This window comes from Vulcanisaeta distributa JCM 11216, assembly GCF_001315985.1.
GTDB lineage: Archaea > Thermoproteota > Thermoprotei > Thermoproteales > Thermocladiaceae > Vulcanisaeta > Vulcanisaeta distributa_E.
In genome coordinates, this window is sequence record NZ_BBBI01000019.1 from 21826 (window position 1) to 40306 (window position 18481).

Here is an 18481-nt window from a genome sequence, read left to right on the forward strand (position 1 = left end):
GAAGATTTCAATAGAATATTGAAAGATTTCGAAAAGGAATTTTCCTTTTATGCGTTGCCCATCCACAGAAGATTTCAATAGAATATTGAAAGATTCGCAATATCGACCCAATCCTGTATGTACTTATTTATTACGTCATACGAAGATTTCAATAGAATATTGAAAGATGTTTAATGGCTGCATTGGTAGTATTGCAATGGAATCAACAAGGAAGATTTCAATAGAATATTGAAAGGTCCCTACGGAGCTTGAGTTTTGAAAAAAGGTTGAGTTGTTGTACTGAAGATTTCAATAGAATATTGAAAGCGGTTGAGTATCATGTATTTGCCATACGTCCTTATTCTCCATAGCGAAGATTTCAATAGAATATTGAAAGTCAATATTCAGGGTCATGGTTATCTTCGTATCACCCTTACTCATACTTAGAAGATTTCAATAGAATTGCATGAGCGCCAAAAAGGCAAAAGCGGGCAAATTCCCTGGGTAAACCCACCCAAGTACCCCCCCATGGAGAGGTTGGCACCGCCGTGACTCACTGACCCAAATACGTAAGTAATACTTAATGGTGCATATAGACAAAAGAAATATAAATACTGTCTTGAGACGAACACAATTGGAATGCTGATAGTTGTTACGAGTGGTTCGAAGGGAGGGACGGGGAAGAGTACGGTTGCCCTTGGCCTATCGGCTATTCTTTCGCTTAGGGGCTTTGGTCATGAGTTGTTTGATTACTCGTGTAGTCTCGGTGTGTGTACTGGCGTTTATTACTACCTTAGTGACTTCGTTGATGGTGTTAATAGGTTGTCTAGGATGGTGAAGGTCAGGCAGGGCTTGCCTCCCCCCCAGGACTATAGCGGCCTCGCCATTGTTGACCTGCCTCCAATGAGTATTGCCCAGCCTGAGTTTGTTGATTTGTTGGGTAGGGCTGACGTGCTCGTTGTTGTTAGTTCCTATGAGCCTGACTCCGTGGTCTCTGCTGAGAGGGTTCTCGAGGCCTACCCAGGCAGTAGGGTTGTTAAGGTTTGTAATAGGGCTTCCATGGAGGGCTGTGGGCATTATCTAAAGGTCACGCCTGAGTCCCCCCCTTCTTCGTGATTGGGGGGGAGCCCACGAACTTCAGGACATTCAGTGAGTTGGTTAATGAGCTTGGCTTCCGGGGGGGTGAGGGTAGGTTTGAGAGGGTTGGTAGGCAGTTCGTGGTTAATGGCGTTAGGGCTAAGCTCGTGGCCCGTTGGGACCCCCCCTACGCCATAATCGGCGTTGAGGTCTCGCAGAAGTGGTACTACGCCTTAATGCCGTATACGAAGCCTATCGAGGAGTTGGTGACAATGGCTAGGAGCCTCATTGGGCCGTTTTACCTCAATAGACTTGGTTTCGCGGATAATGCATTGACTAGGTTGTTTAGGGTTGTTAGGCGTTAAGTGCGCTGTCCCCCCCGGTGCATCGCGGCCTTCACGTCGCCTAACCTTAATTAGGGGGCTTAATTGGTACTGCCACCATGACGGTGTTGCTCACCACGAATGCCACAAACCCCCCTTCGCCACCGCCGAGAGTGCAATTCAGGGCGTTGTTAATGGTGCCGTTGACTTCATGGCCTTTGTGGCGGCCGTGCTTATCTTAATAACCATAGCAGGCCTAAGTCTCATAGGCTTCCTGGCCCTTGTCCAGTCGCTGATTGGTTACTCACTCATTGAGTGGTCTAGTATTAGGCGAATAATTGGTGCGTTGACGGCCATGGGCGTCGTCTTCGTGTTGTTGATGGGCGTATTACCAGCAGTGCTTAACTCAGTTGGTTTGTCAACTGTGGCGGCGGCACTTAATGCGTTCATGGGTATGGTCATGAACCACCTATCATCGCTAGTATAGCTCAGTTACTCGAGAACGACCCTCATCAAATCCCTAATGTAACCCCCCCTTATTTTCTCAGCAACCTCCAGTTGGTTACTTGTTCCTTCCACGTAAGGTATTACGGCAGCTGCATTGTTTATTTTTACGCCTTCCTTGACCATGTTCAAGGCGTAGATTACGTGCTTAACACCAACCCTAGGTATTGACCTCCTTATCAACCCCCCTCCCTCTCCCTGGTTAGTGGCACCAGTAGCTTGTCCGCGGTTTCTACGGCGCCGAGGGTTAGCCCTAAGTTAACCACGCTCATTGTGTCTACCACGAGGTTCTCCACACCGTACTTACTAACCAATGTTTTCTCCAGAGCCTGAGCATCCTCTGCACCTCAGTTGGTGCTACCTCACCTAACTGCCTAAGTTCCAGATACTCCCTGTGCCTTATTGGTATGACTATGTTACCATCCTCACATACATCATGTATTTACCACCACGCACGCTGTCTATTACATCAATCCTAGGGTTCAGGCCCAGGAGTAGGGATAGGGAGCGGTTGTCTGGGCTTAGGTCTATGTATGCCACGTTCTTCGTACTCATCATTAGGGCTAGCGTTATTGTTGTCTTCCCCCCCACGCCACCCACGTTGCCGCTTGTGACCGTTATCACCGTCATAGCCTCCTCCTGAGCTCCTCAAGCTTGTTCAGTAGGTTTTCTATCTCGCCCAGGGTTTTCACGACCTCATTCAACGTGTTTATGTAGTTCTCTATCGTGGGCCTCATCTGCGTGAGTTTGTCTAGGTCATTCTTAATGCTCATTACCTCCTCAATCCTCCTGCTAAGCTCGTCTATGTAGCTCCTCAGGTCCGTCAAATTTTGTTGGTGAGGAATTTGCGGCGGATTATTCGGTTGGGTTGGGTTTTGGGCTAGTCCGAACTCGTCCTTGTCCTCGTTATTTATCGTGAGTTCCTCCTCAATTACTTCGTTATTTGGTAATTTCCTTTTCCTGTCCCCCCCGAGCCTAAACATAATTAATCAATGGGCCTTTGCATTAATTAATTTTACCCTATGGGGGGGACTCACTGCTTATTAAGGGGGGGTTTACCCACGACTTCCCATGGGCTTGTTCCACAGTCGCACCACCGGTGCGATTGATGGTGAGGTCGTGCTCAGTCGTAGGGTCTCTTTTCGTGGTTTCCCAAGTACTGTGACTGTGTACAGCACGGTATGGGGGGGTAGTGGGTGCTTTGTTGATGTTGGTGACCTGGTGCTCCCGGGAGTTGGTTCGTTTGATCTTGAGCGTTTTATTACCCGTCACATGCCCGGGGTTAGAGAGTTGGTCATTAGGGAGGTCTCCAGGGGGGGTTTGGGCTTTGAGGATGCGGTGATTAATGCCCTTAGGATTGAGGCCGGCGCCTACCTTAGGGATGTTGGCGTTGGTGTGTCCAGTGAGGACTTGAATAGGTGGGCGGCGCTCCTGTTTAGGGGTTTGTATGGTTATGGGGCTCTTGAGCCCGTTATGATGGTTGGTGATGAGGTCGGCCTCACGGATATCTACGTGACGCCCAATGCCAGGGTTCACTTTAAGTTGAGTAGCCTCGGTAATTGCCAGTCAAACGTCGTACCCAGCGGCTTTGAGGTTGATTTGCTAATTAATGTGATTGGTGATAGGACTGGGGGTCTACCCAAATTACTACAATCCGTCTGTGGAGACCTACGATAGGGGCCATAGGCCAATGCTTAGGGTTAGTGTTGACTCATTTGACGTGACAGATAGGACAAGGGTGAGTATCAGGGTCTTCCCCCCCACCAGGGCCTGGAAGCTCATTGACATGATTAGGCTAGGCTCAATAGATGCCAGGCTCGCGTCCTACCTGTGGCTTGCCCTCGAGGTCGGTACTCCAATACTCATAATAGGGCCCGCTGGCTCTGGGAAGACGAGCATGTCCGCAGCCTGATGTCGGCCTTGCCGCCCAGCACGGTGATTGCCAAGGTCGAGGACATAGACGAGGTATTACTACCCCCCCAGGAGTTGGTTAGTGATTATGCAGGTAGCGTCATTCCCCCCCTACTCAGTCGTGAGGGCCGTGGGGGGGCCGGTGTTAAGTCTATACCGCTCTTCCAGAGGCTTGTCCATGCGCTTAGGGTTGGTGCTGATTACGTATTTATTAATGAGGTTAGAGGCCCGGAGGACACTAGGGCTTGGCTACACGCAATCATGAGTGGGCAGGTGGGTGGTGCAACCACCATGCATGCTGGCGGTGTTGAGGAGGCTATCGTTAGGCTTAGGGAGTATGGGGGGGTGCCCGTTGACCTGGTTAGGCTGTTGGTTGTGCTCATGGGCAGGTTTGAGGTGGATGGTAAGGTAGTTAGGAGGGTCGTGGGCGTGTGGATTGTGGATGGCGGCAAGCCCGTGGTTGCTTGGGATGGGGGGGCCCTACGTGAGGATGTGTTGATTAGGTTTCTGGGTGGGCATGTTGGTGAGGACTTCGTGGTTAGGGAGGTTAATGATAGGGAGGCGTTCCTTAGGCATTACTCTGGTTTCGAAATTGGCGAGGCCGAGTGGGTTAGGTTGATTGCCCTGTTTCATAGTGCCAGGGGGGGATTGGTAATGCCGAAGGAGGTTAGGACCGATGTTGTTTTTGAGGAGTCCTGACCCTAGCCAGTAATTGCCTAGATAACTCATTGATGTCCATGGGATTTGGGTAACTACTAATTAGGGCCTTCCTGCCGAGGTTAATGGCCTTCCTTACCTCATCATCAGTCGCGCCCAGGTTCCTTAATGCCTGCTCTAGGACCCTTAATCCATTATTCACGTATATCTCCACCGCGTCCCTGCTTGGACTGACGCCCTCGACCTAAGCCTTGGCCTATTGCTTATCCTCATCATTAGCCCCCCCGTGATTTCCTCATCCTCCTCCAGGTACGTGTTCCTCCTACGAAGTAGTCTCATGAATTCACCCAAGCCCTCTCGGCATTTAGTCTCTCAAGTAATGCCGTTAACTCATCAATTGCTTTCCTGAACTGACTTAGCCCGAGTCCTTGACTAGGTAGGGTATTGAGCCTAGACGCCACGCTGCCTCGATGGCGGGGGGGTTCCTAAGTATTTTAACCGTGTTTTTAACCCCAATGTCGAGCCCACCCCTCAGGCTTGATAACTTATTGAGAACTAGTACGTACTCCTTCCCTGGGCTCACGCTAGATGCCTGCTCCAGCGTGTTGCCGAGCCACCCCATGCCGCCGGGTTCGTCAGTGGCCACCAGGGTTATGGCATCGGCATTGCTCACCAGCGCCGTTAGGAGCCCCCCCGGGTTCAGCGTAAATGATAAAGCCGGCGTGTCTATTAGTACGAAGTTGGGCCTAGCCCTGTAACTATTGATTCCCCCCCTAATTAGTGATGAGACCCTCGAGTTTAGTACTGACACGCTTGGTAATCCATTGTATGGGTTTGCAATTGGTGAGGTACCTGGCGGTACGACCTTTATACTGCCCACCGTGCCATCCCCCCCTATGAATGCGGTTGATACCTTGATACTTTTCGTGATGCCCATTAGGTACGTCAATGCCCCCCCATTAACGTTGCTTGGGGGTGTTAACGCCAAGGACTCGGGATGCAGTGGCGTTTGGGTCCAGGTCTACGACCCAAACCCTGTAACCCCCCCTCATTGCCAGTGCGGTGGCTAGGCTCGTAATTATTAATGTCCTGCCAACACCACCCTTACCGCTCAGGAACAGTACTGTTAACATAGCCGTATTATGCGTGACGCCCTATTAAGGCTTTACTGGTTATGTCATTGTCAGGGCTATGTACGTGATTACTAGGGGTACCGTGGTGTATATGCCCGTGGTCACCGAGTCAAGTACGTAACCGCTCATGAACCCTCCCAGGATTATTGTTGGGAGCATTAACTGTAGTATGTAGGCGCCGCCGATTACCTGGGTCGCTAGGAGTCTCGCTATGATTAGTAGGGTCTCCATGAATGATGTCGATATTACGAGCGACGCATAACCAACCCTCCTGGAGTCCATTATTGTGTTTATCACGTGGGATAGTGATGTCACGGCCACGTTAAGCACGTCGGGCCTGCCCATGCCCGTGATTACTATTGTCCTGGTAAACTCATTGATAAATTCCTCAAGCCAATTCCTCGACCGGGCCTGCGTTAGTCTTGGGATCACGGATGCCCTCATTACCTTACTAATCGCTGTGCGCCTCACCCCCCCAGTTAGTGAGTTGAGTTTGTCCATGTACCAGCCAGGCTTAGGCCTAGGAAGGCCGTGGAGAGCGCAATCCATGCAAATGCTATGGACCTCGTCATTATGTATGTGGGTATTGCCGGTACTATAGCGAGACCCAGGCGTTTCAGTAGGTGGTTATCAATTGCCATGAGGCCCGCATCCAAGCTCCAACATAGTAATGCAATCATTGGAGCCGCTGTGGTGTAGGTCATTGCTAGGTATATCGTTGGGTCGATACCCAAGGCTCTGCTTACGAGGACTATAGTCATGGGGGGGTTATGGCTAGGGTAATTATGGTAAGTGTGTCCAGAAGCATTACCAAGTCCCTGTAATCGCCCTTCAACCTGCTAAGGTAATCATCGAGCTCCCTAATTACGTAAAGCACGGCCGTGCCAGGCTCAACACCCAATCTCTCGGCGTTAACCATGGCCTCGAGCACGTTACCAAACCCACCCACGTACTTCGTGATTGGCTCATTCATCATCATGGCAGCCCTGGCAGTTAGTAATCGCCTAATTAATGAGTGATCGAAGCCGAGCCTTTGAGCCTCACTGACCAGCGTGTCTATGACCCTAATCATTGGTTGGGTGAGGAATAACGGGGTTGCCAAGGTTATTAGTAGTGCCTCCTCAAGCCTGGTCCTGAACCAGGGTTTGACCGTGGTTAAGCCCATGCGTCTATGTATAGATAATACTTAATAAGGAATGCCTCTATAGAATTATTATGCCCAGCCGCGGTGAGTTGTCACCGTTGGTTTCAGTCATCATCGCAGCTGTCCTCATCGTCGTTGGCGTGGCTTTAATAATGCTTCTTTACCACGCGCGAAATCCATGAGCCAGCGCGCCCTTAATACCCCTGAGGTTGAGGTTTCAGGCAGCATGTCGGCGTCCACGGGCGTGGTGACAATCAATATCTATAATGCCGGCGCAACGCAGTTGACGATTAGTGGCGTTAAGGTTTATGGGCCAATGGCTCGGTACTCAACTGCTCCTGGAATGGCATTGGCGCCACGGTCATTGCCGGCGGTAATTATGGCTTTGTTGGTCAGTGCGCTGGTGTTGAGCCTGGTGTCACATACACAATCGTTATTACATTGAATGGTACCAGCGGTTCATTGGCTGAACCCCCCCTTACTATAACCGCCTCATAACCTTGCATGTATTTTTCATGGGTTAAAATAATGCTGGCGTCATCATTATTAACGCCTGGCCTGGTTACTGTGAATGGGGGGGCTACCCCCCCGTATTTTGCCCTGCCACTTACTTATTAGTTCGTTTATTCTCCCGACCATTTTCATGCTGGATTGCGTTATTTCGTCTTTGTTGCGTGGCGGGCCTATTTATTCATTATCCATGGGCCCTTTGCATTGCGTGGGTGTGCTCTGGGGGCTTGGCCGAGTACCCTCATTGCATGTCTGGTTAATTCCTCGGGGCCTATGTTCCTTATTAGTCCCTCCACGACGTTGATCCACGCATTAAAGGATTCCTTGCTTGGTGTATTGCAGGTTATTGAGCCTAGGCTCAGTATCTGCGGTTTATATAACTCAGCGAGTTTCCTGGCCTCCCTGGGCACTAGAATTACTATGCCGGGTGTGTTGCAGCCTGGCGTTAGTACCGTCGCGTCGAAGTACTCCTCAAGCCCCCCGAATCCTCTATTATCCATAGCACCGCGTCTATGTCGAGGCTTGGCCGTAGGATTATCCAGGCAATGTCCGTGATCGGCCTCTCGAAGATTAGGTCGAACCCCCCCTTGAAGTTGCTTAGTGCCGTGCACCAGTAATTAATTATGTCAAGGTTGTCTGTGTCCGGGCAGGTTGGGTTATTGTCACTGACCAGGACCTTGACCATCGTTGATCACCCATTTATTGACTGCATTGTCGATTAGTCCGATGAATTCATAATCAATGCGTGCCTTAGTCCAATGGTATGAATCATCAACAGTTAAGTTCCAAATCATCAGTAAAACTATGTTTAGCCCTAAATAAAAGCATTTCGATGGTTAATGACGAGATTTTTAAATAACTTCACCTAATGAGGGGGCAAACCCGCCGGGTATTGACAATACCCACAGTGGCATTAATACCACCGGAAGCGCTTTGTGACGCAATGGTTTCCGCTAGAGATGGGGATGACGACATCACGACTCACCAATGCGCTAGGCCGGTGGGTTTGCTGCCAGTCCTAGTGCCCCCCCTGGCAGGCTCATTCACCACTGGGGGACTGCATTGAGCGTGAGGGAGATTGATTGAGGGTGCCCAGGGTTCGGCTTTCCGGTTCACCAACACTCTATGGTATTTAAGTAACGATTAATTAACCCGCACACTCATCACCGAGGTCCTAACCCTACTCAATGATGGCTCGACCTAGCGGTCAGGTTAATGCTTCCTGTGAGCGATAGGCCCACCCACGATGTGGGCTGGGCTTTGAATAATTGCGCAGTCGCTGGGTAACTTGCTACCGCTTATTATGGATGGCGCATTTACTGCAGCGTCCTGGGTAAGTGCGTTGGCTGGGTCGCGGGCTCTATTGGGCATCAGCTCTGGATAATGGGCGTTAAAGATCATTTAGGTTTTGTTTAATGGAACGAAGTAAACTCACTCCTCTGGTAGTAGTCTCCTTATTATGGCGTAGTATAGCGCCAACGTGAATATTGCCGTGAATATAATCGTCGAGAGGAGCATCGTGTACATGGCGATTAGGGGGCAGCGGTATGAGCGTGTTTAGTAATTGGGTTATTGGTATGCCTGAGCCACCGCTTATGAATAGGTATGGGTACCTGGAGCCGTCGTTAACGTACTCCATGAGCACGAGTATTACCTCCGCCAGTATGCCCGTGCTAATTACGGCCGGCCTGACGACCCTACCCCCCCTCATCACGGCGTAGAAGGCGTATAGGGCCGTGACGCCCAGGGCTATGGTTAGGGCTATGGCCGTATAGAAGGCTGGGTAGAACAGGGCGGTGCCTGGGTCATAACCCAGCAGTGGGCCTGCTATGTTGCTCACTATGTATGGGTCGTACCTCTCGAGCACCGTGAAGTAGTAAGCCCCCCGCGATGGACTGCGGCACGAGTAGGACCAGGCCAGTCCCAAGGGCAATCCTCACGCCTCCGGGTTCATGTTCCTCCTGGTCGCCAATACGGAGGCTGTTACGAAGGCCCCAATGTCCATGGCGCCAATGAGCGTATGCACAATGAGTGGTGGGTATACTGGGTTTGAGAGGGCGGTTAGTGGGTTGGCAGTGGCGTACTGTGGGTAGTCGAGGCCCGCGAAGAAGTACCTGAAGCCCACTGGTACGAGGAGTACGGATATGGCGAGCGATACGCCGATTAGGCTGTGGGTCCTTGGGCCGACCCTACCCCCCCATAGGTGCCAGTAGATGGCTATGAGCGGTATGCTCAGTAGTATGCCGACGAGGGCTATGGCTATTGGGTAGAAGTAAACCCTCGTGAATATCGCAGTCATTGATGGGAAGAGCCCCCCCGCCATGAACACGGTCAGTATCGTGCCCCCCCAAACGCCGCCAAAGAGTTCCGTCACAACCATGAGCCTGAACATGTCCCTGGCAACAGCCTCAAGGCCTGTCCCTGCGTAGGTAGGCAAGGTACCTTGTTATTACCGTGAGTATTGTAGCCCCCCTATTATCACGTTAACGAAGACCAGGTGCATCTCCAGGGCGAAGCCAAGCACGGCGAAGGAGAGTAGGGCGAGGTAACTACTCATGACCACCCACCCCCCCAGCCAACTCCCTAACCCTATCCAGTAGGCTTGGTCTCGTGGCCACGTAATACATGGCCAGGGCCCCCACAACAGCTATCGTAAGTAGTATGGCGACCACGAAGGCCACGAAGCCCGGCGTTATTGCGTCACTCGTTACGACCTCATTCGTGGTTATCAAGCCATAGACCGTCCACGGCTGCCTACCAACCTCCCTCGCGGCCCACCCAGCCGTGGCTGCTATGGCCGATAACACAGCCATTGCCGAGGCCAGGAAGGGCATTACATTGTCGGCGCCTATTAATACGCCCAGTATTTCGTTGTTTATGAAGTCCGTTATTGCCGATAGAATGGGTGCCCTCACGAGGTATGTGAATAGGGCAAGTACTGCGGCTATGGCGAGTAGTATTCCCGCACCAATCATTGTGTAGTAAAACACACTTACTAAAGGCGCCAACGGCTCCAGGGAGAGAACCGCGGCCTCACAGTTCTGGGCCAGTGTCACGTTGGCCAGGGGGGGCCCGAGGTAGCTCAGCATCCCTGGGTCGAGCTCGCCGTAGAGTTGGCCAAAGGTGGTGTTGCCCAGTGTCCTGCATTGGCTTAGGTAGTATTGGAACCCGTAGAGTGGGTGGTATGGGTTGCCGTAGGCGAATAACGCTTCCACGGGGGGGTCGTAGTACTCATACCCATAGACCCCCCCTGGGCCTCCCGTCAGTGTGGTTAGTGCCGTGAATTTGGGTGGTTGGTACGTGACAACCGCATCGCCCATGAAGTGACCAAGGACTATGAGCTCGATGAGGAGTACCACAGCGAGTATCCAGAGGAGGGGGGGCTTTAGTAGCTTGGTGTACTTACTGTCGTGGGTCCTGAAGAACCTAATCGATATAGCCAGGGCCACTGCCCCGACGCCAATTGCGTAGGCTGCAAATAATGTGTGTAGCGTGGTCACTACGGCGTCTGGGTTAACCATGGGTAGCCATGGATTCGTTAGGTATGTACCAACCAGTGATGTGAAGTTTGTGCTTGTTAGGGCGACCGAACCCGTGCCATCTACCGTGTAGTGCAGGAGGAGTGCGGCTAGGTTTAGTGTCGCGGTTAGGTTTGCGGCGTCTGGACCGTAGCTCGGTAGGAATGGGTATAACGCGTGTGGTATCCCGCCCATTCCCCCCCAGGGAACGTTCATCCACGCATTCGCCGTTAGTATGAAGTACCCTGAGAGTGAGCCGAGGAGCCAGGCCGCGATTAATATGCTGAGTGTGTACCTCGCCCTCCATCTGCCTATGGCAATTAGAAAGAGCACCACGAGAACCGCCTCGCCTATGAAGGCTATGGTGGCTTCGTATAGGAGCGGAATGAAGGCTGAGGAGGAGAAGAGTAGTATGCTCGTTGGCCAGATGTCCAGTAGCCCGAACTCCACTATCGTGCCCGTGACGGCGCCGAGGGCGAAGTTCACGGTCCAAACCATGGTCAGTGTCTTGGAGTAATTGAGGAATAATGCGTCGCCAGTCCTGTACACTTAATGAGCCAGGCGAGTATGGCCAGTGGGAAGCCCAGCGTGAATGATACGAAGACCGCGTGTAGGTAAATGCCGATTATGGTCATGACCATTGCGTTACTAACGTTAGTGCTATGCACGTAAATCTCACTAAGCACTCCCAGGGTTGAGTTAGTCATCTAGGTCATGGTATTACCTAGCCCCTTAATTAAAAGTGCTTGGGTATTGGTTATTTCATTATAGTTGGTAGTTTCCAGTTAAATTCAGTGGCGATAGGGCTTGGATTTATTTTGTTATTCAATGTTATTCATCCGAATACGACGTGGCACAACCCCAGCAAAAGTTTTTCTCTACCTAGCTACGTATTACCCGTGAATTACTGGCTTGTCATTGCGAGGGAGAGGGTCTTCATGGGCATTGTCGAGGCGGGCCTGTTCGGTTGCCGTGACCCAGAGTGTGGCTTATTAATGACTAGGGTCAGGCCCGGCACACGCTTGGTGCTATTCGTAAGTGGCTTCGGTTGTAAGTCCTACTGCAAGTCCTTCGTGGGGGGGGTCTTCGAGGTTGTTAGTGATTGGGTTAAGGCTAGTAGGAAGTTGAGTGATTGGTCCCACGTAGTTGAGGTCAAGCCAATAGCCCTGGGTAGGGTTGAGCTTGGAAGAATCGCCAATAAACTATCGTTCACCAGGGGGGGTAGGAGGAGCATTACCGAGGCCCTGCACTCCGTGGATCCATCCAACCCCAGGGCCATGCCGATGCCCGTTGAGGATGCGGAGTTGATAATTAATGAGTTGAGGAGCCAATCAATGCCCAAGCCCGTGATCGAGGTTTTGGGGGGGACTCCAAAGGGCGGTACTAAGGAAGTTGTTGGTGGGGGGGTTGGTTCAACGGGTGTCAAGGCAGGTGCCGAGGTCCAGGGCATTAGCGAGGCGGTGACGTTATTGAAGGAGGCAGCCCAGTTATTTGGTTATTACCCAGTCAGTAACGTGGATGCGGGTGAGTATAGGCTTGACCTTGCCTGGTGGGGGTAATGAGGATGAGTACAAGGATGGATTAGCACCATTAGCCGTCTTTGAGGTTGTTGATAACCCCCCCGAGCAGGCATTGGCTAGGCTTAAGCACGCGAGGGACAAGTGGAGGGGGCGTCAGGCTATACGCCATTGTTGAGGATGAGAATGCCAGGGAGACGCTGGAGAGGGTGTTGAGGGGTTCGTTCCATGAGCTTAGGAGGAGGGTTAAGGTAATACTGCTTAGTGAGCTTAGTGGGCTTGTCCGGGACCTTAGGAATCATGGTGAGTTGGTTAGGGAGTTCGTGATGTTGGATAAGGACTGAAGAACGTCATTGGTTGAACGGTTGATGCCTTCGACTAACCCCGGCCATATTCATAGTCTCGGTCCTCGACATGTACTTCTCACCCAACAATAAACCTAATTGCCGACTCCCACTCATATTAGCCTCCCACTCATCGACCCTGCTCACCAGGCCCCCCCGGGCGGCGCAGTATTTGGCCACGTAACCGACAGAATCGGTGAGGGATTACTAACGCATTATTCATTGGTTTACGCATCAATGATTGAATCCTCGATTACTACCCTAGTGATGGCGTTAATGGCGCTTTTAGGGGTTTGAGGAGCCATACCTCACAATGATTAAGGACACAGTTCAAACCCATAGGGCCACACTCAACGTGAATAGGGAAAAGGGGGGGTCATGGATTAAGGCTAGGTGATTATTACGTAATCATCGACACCCCACCCACTGGTTAAGCCTCTGGGTTTGGCATCACCCTATGGGTGTAACCACGTGAATTAACTAACCCCCTCACCCATGTAGGTTTACGTAGCTGCCAAAGTAGGCTGGGCAGCATGGATTTCACGAGGATGATGCGCCATGGACCATGCATCAGGAAGGAAGATTAGGCGTTCCATAAATACATGGGCTAATCATCAATGCGCAAGCCACCATCCCCTTAGCAACCCAGTTGGTTGCCGAGGGAGAGACTTAGTTCATTAACGCCTTAATCCGCGAACACCTACTCCTCTTTACCTCATAATCAATATTAACCAATAACTCCCACAGAACATCAAGAGCGTCGTCTCCCTTCATGGAACCCACCTTGCCATAGGCAATTACCCTAAACGCCTCATTTATAAAGTCATTTAACGTCTCACGAACCAATCGCCTCTGCCGACTTCGAACCATTCAAGTCTCCACCAGATCATTTTACTTATAAAATTTCCTTTAGTTAAATCATTAATAATAATTATAATTATTTATAATTTATAGACCCCCCCACCCACATCATGTTCAATGAAAATCAATACCACACATACCCACATCCCAGGGGGTTTATTAAATTAAGGGCTTAGTAATCACCGTAGCTCCCAACACTTAGAGCCTAAACATTAAAGGACCCCCCCATACCTATAATTCCCAGCACCCTCCACATAATTAATCACATCAACCAGCAAGTCGACAACACCTAATCACCCACTCATTGCCAATCACAAAGAAATATTAACGGCTGGCCCCCCCAACCAGGACTCAAACCCAGGATTTTCACATGGGCCACACCTTGATTTCGGCTCAGGAGTTTATTGCTGTGTATGCTCCACCACTTGTTATTACGGCCACCGTGGTTACTTAGCCAGTTAATGGGCCGCGGATACCCCCCCTGCCCAGCGTATTCAATGAACCGAGGTTGGTTGGAATGGGTTAATGCAATGACATCAACGATTGCCAGCGCCAGACATGACCGAGGTTAAGAAAAAGCAATGAGCGCAGGCCGAGACTACACATGAATGCGGGTTAGTAACCAAGCGAATCTGAAACCAAACAAAAAGCAGGCAAGGGGGGGGCTAGGAAGAACACAAGCACACCAAAAGCGCAAGCAAATACCAACAAGGCCCCCATTGAGTAGTCTGAGAACCATCGTAATCATTAACATCCCAACTTAGGATCACCCCCCAGGGCAGACAGACTCATAAAACCCGGGAAAAACAACCCCCCCCTTGCCGGGGGGGCGGATTAATGAGCAATTTCTGGAGTAGGTACCTACACCCAAGGCTTGTGAATGCAATTAAGGAGTTCGGCTACCTAGAGCCAACGCCAGTCCAGGAGAGGGCCATACCCAGGGTGCTCAACGGCGCCAATGTCCTAATCACCGCGCCCACGGGAAGCGGCAAGACCGAGGCAGCCATGTTCCCAATAATGAGCAAGATACTGAGTGGGGGGGGCTCGACTGGCGGTGTCGCGGCGATTTACATAACGCCAGCGAGGGCCCTCAATAGGGACGTGAACGTCAGACTCAGGGAAATAGCCAATAGGCTGGGTATAACCACGGCAGTTAGGCACGGCGACACACCGGAGAGCGAGCGTAGGAGGCAGGTTAGGGAACCACCCACGATACTCATAACCACGCCAGAGACACTCCAGGTAATCCTAGTAATGAGGAGTATGAGGAGGGCGCTCAGGAACGTTAGGTGGGTGGTGGTTGATGAACTCCATGAATTGATGAATGACGAGAGGGGGGGCGCCCAACTATCCATAGCCCTGGAGAGGCTCGCGAACATAGCCGGCGAGTACCAGAGGATTGGGCTCTCCGCAACCATCGGAAACACCGAACTAGCCAGCCAATTCCTAGCAGGCGTGGGTAGGCAAGTGGAGGTGGTGAGCGTGGACGTGAGTAGGGAGATGGAGATAAACGTGGAGTACCCAGAGGCCACTGAGGAGGACGTGGGCTTAGCCGAGGACTTAAACACAATGCCCGAAACAGCCGCGAGGCTCAGGAGGATCACCGAAATAGTGAGTGGACATAGAGCAACACTAATTTTCACAAACACAAGGGACGAGGCAGAACTACTGGGGGGGCATAGACTCGGTAGGATGCTCGGCAACAACGCCGTGGGCGTCTACCACGGATCACTAGACAAGGAGGAGAGGGAGGGCCTTGAGGAGGGCCTGAGGAGTGGTAGAGTTAGGACCGTGGTCACCACATCAAGCCTCGAGCTCGGCATCGACATTGGGCACGTAGACGCCGTAATACAGTACTCAAGCCCGAGGCAAGTCACAAAGCTAATCCAGAGGGTCGGCAGGAGCGGGCATAGGCTCGGTAGGAGGGCCGTCGGTTACGTAATTGCCAGGGACACCGACGACTACCTCGAATCCCTCGTAATCGCCAGAAAAGCCCTAAACAACGAGTTGGAGAGGGAGGTTGAGTACCACGAGAAGGCCCTCGACGTACTCCACCACCAGGTCGCCGGCATGGTGATTGAAGCCAAGATAGAGGGCAGGGCATTGACTGTGGGTGATGTCTTGGGCACAGTGAGGAGGGCACACCCATACAGGGAATTAACGCCTGAGGAGCTCATGGACGTCCTGAGGTTCATGGAGGGCAACAGACTCGTCAGGATCAACGAGGACGGAACAATAACCCCAAGGAGGGGGGGACTCCACAGGTACTACTTCGAGAACATCTCCATGATACCAGACCAAAAACACTACAGGGCGAGGGACATGATCACGAACAAGGCAATAGGCGAGCTAGACGAGGAATTCGTGGAAACCACGGAGCCAGGCACACAGATAATACTGGCGGGCAAGCCCTGGAGAATAGTCGGCATAGACCACGAGAAGGGGGGGAGGTAGTCCTAGAACCACTGAACCAAATCCTAAACGCAGTACCCACCTGGATCGGCGAGGAAATACCAGTACCAACCGAGGTAGCCCAAGAAGTATGCAGGCTGAGGGAGGAATTAATAAACGCCATAGCCAACGGCGCAGACCCAGCCACGGCATTGGCAAAATACCCAACGAGGGAGGTCCCTAACCCACTCATCGAGGAACTGAGACAACAGGCAGGTACGGAGGTAACGGAATTCACCAACGCAGTAATCATCGAGTGGAGGGGGGTAGGGATGCCGTGATCCACGCATGCCTAGGCACCAAGGGAAACCAGGCACTAGCCTATACCTCGCCAGGCACATTGGGCAGAGGTATAGGGTCGCCGTGACCTACGTCACAGACCCATACAGGGTCCTCATAACAACACCAATAAGCATACCACCCCCCCAGGCAATAACCGAGGCCCTAAACCAAAGCCCAGACTACGTTGATGAGGAATTGAGAGACGCCATAAGGAGCACCAGGCTGTATAAGTACAGGTTCATACACGTAGCAAGGAGGTTCGGAGTACTGCCGAGGGAGTCCGTGGACGTGAACATCGAGAGGCTGGCAGCCACCCTCAGGGACACCGTCGTGGATAGGGAAGTCATCAGGGAGGTACTCACCGAAAAAATAAACCCAACACCCTTCAAGCAAATAATAAACAAAATCAGGGAGGGAAGCATGAGCGTAAGGATCATCAAAGCCGAGCAATACACACCAACAGCCCAACACATAATAAACCAAGCAAGCAAAGTAGACACCGCAGTCCAGGGAATACCAACAACCACAATACTACAACTACTAAAGAAAAGAATCGAGGAAAGAGAAGTAACACTACTATGCCTAAACTGCGGATGGCACACAACAACCAAGGTCAAGTACATACAAGAACAAGTCAAATGCCCAAGATGCGGAATGAGGCAAATAGCCGTACTGAAGTACGGGGAAGACCCACGAAGAACCTACGAAATAGCCAGGAAAGCAAGGAGAAACCAAAGACTAACAAAGGAGGAACAGGAAAAATGGCAAGAACTAACACAAACAGCACTGGCAGTCCTACAATACGGCAAAAAAGCCATAACAGCCCTAGCAGCACACGGAGTAGGACCAACAACAGCAATAAGAAAAATCCTACCAAAAGCCAAAACAGAACAAGAACTCTACCAACAAATCCTAGAAGCAGAACGACAATACCAACGAACAAAACCCTTCTGGAACGAATAAGTAATACCAAAAACCACGGAGAAAAAACTTATAAAACACAAAAAACAAGGATACCTCCGCACAATGAGTCCCCAACCAAACCACCCGGGAACAGCCCGGGCGGAAGGTTGGGGGATGATCCAACCCCCCCCAACCACACCCAAACCCAACCCCCCCCGAACAAACCCCCCCCATCCCCCCCAAGAAACCGGTTGATCCTGCCGGACCCGACCGCTATCGGGGTGGGGCTAAGCCATGCGAGTCGTACGCCCGGGGACCGCCGGGCGTGGCGCACGGCTCAGTAACACGTGCCTAACCTACCCTCGGGAGGGGGGACAACCCCCCCGGGAAACTGGGGCCAATCCCCCCCCATAGGGGAAGGGCGCTGGAAGGCCCCTTCCCCGAAAGGGGATCACGGTCGATCTACCGTGGTCCGCCCGAGGATGGGGGGGCACGGCCCATCATGGTAGTTGGCGGGGGGGTAACGGCCCGCCAAGCCGAAGACGGGTGGGGGGGGCCGTGAGAGCGGGAGCCCCCGAGATGGGCACTGAGACAAGGGCCCAGGCTACGGGGGGGTGCAGCAGGCGCGAAAACTCCGCAATGCGGGAAACCGTGACGGGGGGGCCACCCCCGAGTGCGCCCGAAGAGGGCGGCTTTTGCCCGGTGCAAAAGCCGGGCGAATAAGCGGGGGGCAAGTCTGGTGTCAGCCGCCGCGGTAATACCAGCCCCCCCGCGAGTGGTCGGGGTGCTTACTGGGCCTAAAGCGCCCGTAGCCGGCCCGGTAAGTCGTCCCTGAAATCCACGGGCTCAACCCGTGGGCCGGGGGGGCGATACTACCGGGCTTGGGGGGGCGGGAGAGGCCGAGGGTACTCCCGGGGGGGTAGGGGGGGCGAAATCCGATAATCCCGGGAGGACCACCAGTGGCGAAGGCGCTCGGCTGGAACGCGCCCGACGGTGAGGGGGGGCGAAAGCTGGGGGGGGAGCAAAGGGGGGGATTAGATACCCCCTGTAGTCCCAGCTGTAAACTATGCGGGCTAGCTGTTGGGCGGGCTTAGAGCCCGCCCAGTGGCGGAGGGAAGCCGTTAAGCCCGCCGCCTGGGGGGGAGTACGGCCGCAAGGCTGAAACTTAAAGGAATTGGCGGGGGGGGCACCACAAGGGGGGGTGAAGCTTGCGGCTTAATTGGAGTCAACGCCGGAAACCTTACCCGGGGGGGCGACAGCAGGATGATGGCCAGGCTAACGACCTTGCCGGACGAGCTGAGAGGAGGTGCATGGCCGTCGTCAGCTCGTGCCGTGAGGTGTCCGGTTAAGTCCGGCAACGAGCGAGA

At 52.5% G+C, this 18481-nt stretch carries 31 protein-coding genes, 1 rRNA gene and 1 CRISPR repeat array (1 of these 33 cut by a window edge); of the genes, 13 read left to right on the forward strand and 19 right to left on the reverse strand.

The features are described 5' to 3' along the window. Window positions 1-450: a CRISPR direct-repeat array (repeat unit 25 nt; unit sequence GAAGATTTCAATAGAATATTGAAAG) (it extends 1207 nt beyond the left edge of the window). A gap of 168 nt (window positions 451-618) precedes the next feature. Genes JCM11216_RS19595 through JCM11216_RS11995 form a run of 3 tightly spaced genes read left to right on the forward strand, consistent with a single transcriptional unit; the run spans window position 619 to window position 1866 of the window. After that, the gene (locus JCM11216_RS19595) at window positions 619-1095 is read left to right on the forward strand and encodes a hypothetical protein (protein ID WP_243676227.1); all 477 of its coding nucleotides are present in this window, start codon (window positions 619-621) and stop codon (window positions 1093-1095) included. Next, window positions 1092-1421 (forward strand): hypothetical protein, encoded by a 330-nt coding sequence (locus tag JCM11216_RS19600; RefSeq protein WP_243676228.1) that lies wholly within the window; start codon window positions 1092-1094, stop codon window positions 1419-1421. Before JCM11216_RS19595 ends, JCM11216_RS19600 begins: the two co-directional genes overlap by 4 nt. Beyond that, window positions 1408-1866, forward strand: a complete 459-nt coding sequence (locus JCM11216_RS11995) for a hypothetical protein (RefSeq protein ID WP_243676229.1) — start codon at window positions 1408-1410, stop codon at window positions 1864-1866. The genes JCM11216_RS19600 and JCM11216_RS11995 overlap by 14 nt, the downstream gene beginning before the upstream one ends. Window positions 1867-1871: 5 nt before the next feature. Here the strand turns inward: JCM11216_RS11995 and JCM11216_RS12000 are convergent, their stop codons facing one another. From JCM11216_RS12000 to JCM11216_RS12010, 3 genes are all read right to left on the reverse strand, one after another. Next, window positions 1872-2066, reverse strand: coding sequence for a hypothetical protein (locus tag JCM11216_RS12000; protein WP_054854345.1), 195 nt, complete (start codon window positions 2064-2066; stop codon window positions 1872-1874). Between the two features lie 228 nt (window positions 2067-2294). Next, window positions 2295-2513 carry a hypothetical protein gene (locus tag JCM11216_RS12005; RefSeq protein WP_243676230.1) on the reverse strand — a complete coding sequence of 73 codons (219 nt, stop codon included), beginning with the start codon at window positions 2511-2513 and terminating at the stop codon, window positions 2295-2297. Next, entirely contained in the window at window positions 2510-2866 is a 357-nt protein-coding gene (locus JCM11216_RS12010) for a hypothetical protein (RefSeq protein WP_054854347.1), read from the reverse strand. Before JCM11216_RS12010 ends, JCM11216_RS12005 begins: the two co-directional genes overlap by 4 nt. A gap of 88 nt (window positions 2867-2954) precedes the next feature. On the opposite strand from JCM11216_RS12010, the gene JCM11216_RS19605 reads away from it, so the two are divergent. Genes JCM11216_RS19605 through JCM11216_RS19615 form a run of 3 tightly spaced genes read left to right on the forward strand, consistent with a single transcriptional unit; the run spans window position 2955 to window position 4493 of the window. Beyond that, complete coding sequence (locus JCM11216_RS19605) at window positions 2955-3560, forward strand: hypothetical protein (protein ID WP_243676231.1); 606 nt, start codon at window positions 2955-2957, stop codon at window positions 3558-3560. Window positions 3561-3573: 13 nt separating this feature from the next. Continuing rightward, window positions 3574-3795 carry a hypothetical protein gene (locus JCM11216_RS19610; RefSeq protein WP_243676232.1) on the forward strand — a complete coding sequence of 74 codons (222 nt, stop codon included), beginning with the start codon at window positions 3574-3576 and terminating at the stop codon, window positions 3793-3795. After that, window positions 3795-4493 (forward strand): ATPase, T2SS/T4P/T4SS family, encoded by a 699-nt coding sequence (locus tag JCM11216_RS19615; protein WP_243676233.1) that lies wholly within the window; start codon window positions 3795-3797, stop codon window positions 4491-4493. The genes JCM11216_RS19610 and JCM11216_RS19615 overlap by 1 nt, the downstream gene beginning before the upstream one ends. On the opposite strand, the gene JCM11216_RS12020 is transcribed toward JCM11216_RS19615, so the two are convergent. From JCM11216_RS12020 to JCM11216_RS12040, 7 genes are all read right to left on the reverse strand, one after another. Next, on the reverse strand, window positions 4462-4653 hold the full coding sequence (locus JCM11216_RS12020; protein ID WP_243676234.1) for a hypothetical protein: 192 nt from the start codon (window positions 4651-4653) through the stop codon (window positions 4462-4464). The genes JCM11216_RS19615 and JCM11216_RS12020 overlap by 32 nt on opposite strands. After that, window positions 4650-4802 (reverse strand): hypothetical protein, encoded by a 153-nt coding sequence (locus JCM11216_RS19620; protein ID WP_243676235.1) that lies wholly within the window; start codon window positions 4800-4802, stop codon window positions 4650-4652. Before JCM11216_RS19620 ends, JCM11216_RS12020 begins: the two co-directional genes overlap by 4 nt. A 64-nt stretch (window positions 4803-4866) precedes the next feature. Continuing rightward, the gene (locus tag JCM11216_RS12025) at window positions 4867-5388 is read right to left on the reverse strand and encodes a hypothetical protein (protein WP_243676236.1); all 522 of its coding nucleotides are present in this window, start codon (window positions 5386-5388) and stop codon (window positions 4867-4869) included. A 22-nt stretch (window positions 5389-5410) separates the two neighbouring features. Further along, on the reverse strand, window positions 5411-5584 hold the full coding sequence (locus JCM11216_RS19625) for a ParA family protein (protein WP_243676237.1): 174 nt from the start codon (window positions 5582-5584) through the stop codon (window positions 5411-5413). Between the two features lie 39 nt (window positions 5585-5623). Next, the gene (locus tag JCM11216_RS12030; protein ID WP_054854349.1) at window positions 5624-6085 is read right to left on the reverse strand and encodes a hypothetical protein; all 462 of its coding nucleotides are present in this window, start codon (window positions 6083-6085) and stop codon (window positions 5624-5626) included. Further along, window positions 6064-6345 carry a hypothetical protein gene (locus tag JCM11216_RS12035; RefSeq protein ID WP_054854350.1) on the reverse strand — a complete coding sequence of 94 codons (282 nt, stop codon included), beginning with the start codon at window positions 6343-6345 and terminating at the stop codon, window positions 6064-6066. The genes JCM11216_RS12030 and JCM11216_RS12035 overlap by 22 nt, the downstream gene beginning before the upstream one ends. Further along, window positions 6342-6749 carry a hypothetical protein gene (locus tag JCM11216_RS12040; RefSeq protein ID WP_054854351.1) on the reverse strand — a complete coding sequence of 136 codons (408 nt, stop codon included), beginning with the start codon at window positions 6747-6749 and terminating at the stop codon, window positions 6342-6344. Before JCM11216_RS12040 ends, JCM11216_RS12035 begins: the two co-directional genes overlap by 4 nt. A 157-nt stretch (window positions 6750-6906) precedes the next feature. Here JCM11216_RS12040 and JCM11216_RS19630 point away from each other — a divergent pair, with 157 nt between their 5' ends. Beyond that, window positions 6907-7173 (forward strand): hypothetical protein, encoded by a 267-nt coding sequence (locus JCM11216_RS19630; protein ID WP_243676238.1) that lies wholly within the window; start codon window positions 6907-6909, stop codon window positions 7171-7173. Window positions 7174-7411: 238 nt separating this feature from the next. Here JCM11216_RS19630 and JCM11216_RS12045 read toward each other — a convergent pair whose 3' ends face one another. Then, the gene (locus JCM11216_RS12045) at window positions 7412-7738 is read right to left on the reverse strand and encodes a hypothetical protein (protein ID WP_054854352.1); all 327 of its coding nucleotides are present in this window, start codon (window positions 7736-7738) and stop codon (window positions 7412-7414) included. Further along, window positions 7684-7923, reverse strand: coding sequence for a hypothetical protein (locus JCM11216_RS19635; RefSeq protein WP_243676239.1), 240 nt, complete (start codon window positions 7921-7923; stop codon window positions 7684-7686). The genes JCM11216_RS12045 and JCM11216_RS19635 overlap by 55 nt, the downstream gene beginning before the upstream one ends. A 183-nt stretch (window positions 7924-8106) precedes the next feature. Between JCM11216_RS19635 and JCM11216_RS12050 the strand changes: the two genes are divergently transcribed. Continuing rightward, on the forward strand, window positions 8107-8304 hold the full coding sequence (locus tag JCM11216_RS12050; RefSeq protein WP_054854353.1) for a hypothetical protein: 198 nt from the start codon (window positions 8107-8109) through the stop codon (window positions 8302-8304). A gap of 146 nt (window positions 8305-8450) precedes the next feature. Here JCM11216_RS12050 and JCM11216_RS19640 read toward each other — a convergent pair whose 3' ends face one another. From JCM11216_RS19640 to JCM11216_RS19655, 5 genes are all read right to left on the reverse strand, one after another. Continuing rightward, window positions 8451-8609 (reverse strand): hypothetical protein, encoded by a 159-nt coding sequence (locus tag JCM11216_RS19640; RefSeq protein WP_243676240.1) that lies wholly within the window; start codon window positions 8607-8609, stop codon window positions 8451-8453. A 19-nt stretch (window positions 8610-8628) separates the two neighbouring features. Beyond that, window positions 8629-9171, reverse strand: coding sequence for a hypothetical protein (locus JCM11216_RS19645; RefSeq protein WP_243676241.1), 543 nt, complete (start codon window positions 9169-9171; stop codon window positions 8629-8631). A 3-nt stretch (window positions 9172-9174) separates the two neighbouring features. Further along, window positions 9175-9675, reverse strand: coding sequence for a hypothetical protein (locus JCM11216_RS19650; RefSeq protein WP_243676242.1), 501 nt, complete (start codon window positions 9673-9675; stop codon window positions 9175-9177). 112 nt (window positions 9676-9787) lie between these two features. Next, window positions 9788-11305 carry a cytochrome ubiquinol oxidase subunit I gene (locus JCM11216_RS12060; RefSeq protein ID WP_243676243.1) on the reverse strand — a complete coding sequence of 506 codons (1518 nt, stop codon included), beginning with the start codon at window positions 11303-11305 and terminating at the stop codon, window positions 9788-9790. After that, the gene (locus JCM11216_RS19655; RefSeq protein ID WP_243676244.1) at window positions 11257-11463 is read right to left on the reverse strand and encodes a hypothetical protein; all 207 of its coding nucleotides are present in this window, start codon (window positions 11461-11463) and stop codon (window positions 11257-11259) included. Before JCM11216_RS19655 ends, JCM11216_RS12060 begins: the two co-directional genes overlap by 49 nt. 192 nt (window positions 11464-11655) lie before the next feature. On the opposite strand from JCM11216_RS19655, the gene JCM11216_RS12065 reads away from it, so the two are divergent. Next, the gene (locus tag JCM11216_RS12065) at window positions 11656-12315 is read left to right on the forward strand and encodes an EVE domain-containing protein (RefSeq protein ID WP_243676245.1); all 660 of its coding nucleotides are present in this window, start codon (window positions 11656-11658) and stop codon (window positions 12313-12315) included. Window positions 12316-12356: 41 nt separating this feature from the next. After that, complete coding sequence (locus JCM11216_RS19660; protein WP_243676246.1) at window positions 12357-12617, forward strand: hypothetical protein; 261 nt, start codon at window positions 12357-12359, stop codon at window positions 12615-12617. A 6-nt stretch (window positions 12618-12623) separates the two neighbouring features. Here the strand turns inward: JCM11216_RS19660 and JCM11216_RS19665 are convergent, their stop codons facing one another. Further along, entirely contained in the window at window positions 12624-12764 is a 141-nt protein-coding gene (locus JCM11216_RS19665) for a hypothetical protein (RefSeq protein ID WP_243676247.1), read from the reverse strand. 522 nt (window positions 12765-13286) lie between these two features. Further along, a complete protein-coding gene (locus JCM11216_RS19670) occupies window positions 13287-13487 on the reverse strand; it encodes a hypothetical protein (RefSeq protein WP_243676248.1) in 201 nt (66 codons plus the stop codon). Window positions 13488-14315: 828 nt separating this feature from the next. Here JCM11216_RS19670 and JCM11216_RS19675 point away from each other — a divergent pair. The 3 genes from JCM11216_RS19675 to JCM11216_RS12075 form a co-directional block, all read left to right on the forward strand. Next, window positions 14316-15932: a DEAD/DEAH box helicase gene (locus JCM11216_RS19675; RefSeq protein ID WP_243676249.1), complete on the forward strand. Its 1617-nt coding sequence runs from the start codon at window positions 14316-14318 to the stop codon at window positions 15930-15932. Between the two features lie 285 nt (window positions 15933-16217). Next, the gene (locus tag JCM11216_RS19680) at window positions 16218-17174 is read left to right on the forward strand and encodes a hypothetical protein (protein ID WP_243676250.1); all 957 of its coding nucleotides are present in this window, start codon (window positions 16218-16220) and stop codon (window positions 17172-17174) included. A 184-nt stretch (window positions 17175-17358) separates the two neighbouring features. Then, a 16S ribosomal RNA gene (locus JCM11216_RS12075) occupies window positions 17359-18481 on the forward strand; the annotation flags it as partial.